This is a genomic window from Noviherbaspirillum sp. ST9, from assembly GCF_048799745.1.
Classification (GTDB): Bacteria; Pseudomonadota; Gammaproteobacteria; order Burkholderiales; family Burkholderiaceae_D; genus Noviherbaspirillum.
Genome location: NZ_JBLWFR010000034.1, coordinates 1 through 1,010, shown reverse-complemented (window position 1 = coordinate 1,010; position 1,010 = coordinate 1). Strand labels below are relative to the sequence as shown.

Sequence of the window (1,010 nt, the reverse complement as noted above, 5' to 3'; positions counted from 1 at the left end):
ATGGATGGTGACGGTAAAGGACGTAATCGCTATATTACCTTCGGGCGCTGGTTTCGGGAGGCAGGCGGCCTGTTGGAGAAATATAATTTTGCATCCAGGGATCCCAAGGCCAACTTCTATAGTTCTATCATTTTAAGTTCCAGCAATCCTCAGAAGCAAAGGATGATCGATGCCTTCTACTACACTATCAATTATTGGGGACTATAGATCTTAAAAAGGATGTTAAGCTCTCCTTGTCACTTCAAGCATTTGTGGTGATTGATATAGCTTGGTTGATAAAGATCTCCACGCACTAAACCTAGGCTACTCGAACCTGTATTTAGTTCCAAAGCTCTTGTCGTCTGTAACGATATGATGCTTAATGTTCAACCAGCCTGGATATTACGATAAGGTTCTTACTGATACCACGACAGTGCCAGAAATATATATCGAGAGGGCAGATATTTTCCGGATGTTAAAAGAGCCGCGAAAAGCATTCCATAAAAAGCTATGCAGACTTTTGGCGCTGGTTTAAGGATATTGAGAAAGCTTTTTTAAGGCCGTAAAACGCGGGGAAAATATTGAGCGGGACTTTTTTGACAAGTTATCTTCAAAGCTTTCCGGACTGAGACATGGATTCTACAATCTGGCTGGTATGATAGATGATGACACCGCGGAACTAATGTTAACAGCGATACACCATCTGCACTGACCGGAGATCATCCAGAAATAACTTATAGGAACCGGCCATTTTCGCCTTTTCGGTGATCATTATCGTTAAGGGTATTAGTTAACAGGTGAACCAGGCAAAAGGAAGAACCCAGGTGTTCCTGTACGTATGTTTTAGCTAAGAAACGTAAGATATTAACTTTTTTGGTAAAAAGCGGAATTGCGATACCCCCTTTTTTGCACTATAAGTGTCTAACAGGTACGGAGCTATTGACGGTGGTCTCCAGTAGTTGAACAGAGTCTCAGAAAGCATTGAGTTGGCCGCTTCCGGCTGCTTTCGTTCGGGAAACCTGCATTCGATC

1 protein-coding gene is annotated in these 1,010 nt (G+C 42.7%); it reads left to right on the top strand.

Features of this window, described 5'->3' with window-relative positions; all coding sequences use genetic code 11:
* Nucleotides 1–207: hypothetical protein (locus ACNOHI_RS24560; protein WP_420477353.1), on the top strand; the 207-nt coding region annotated here is incomplete at its 5' end.
* Nucleotides 208–1,010: the final 803 nt, after the last annotated feature.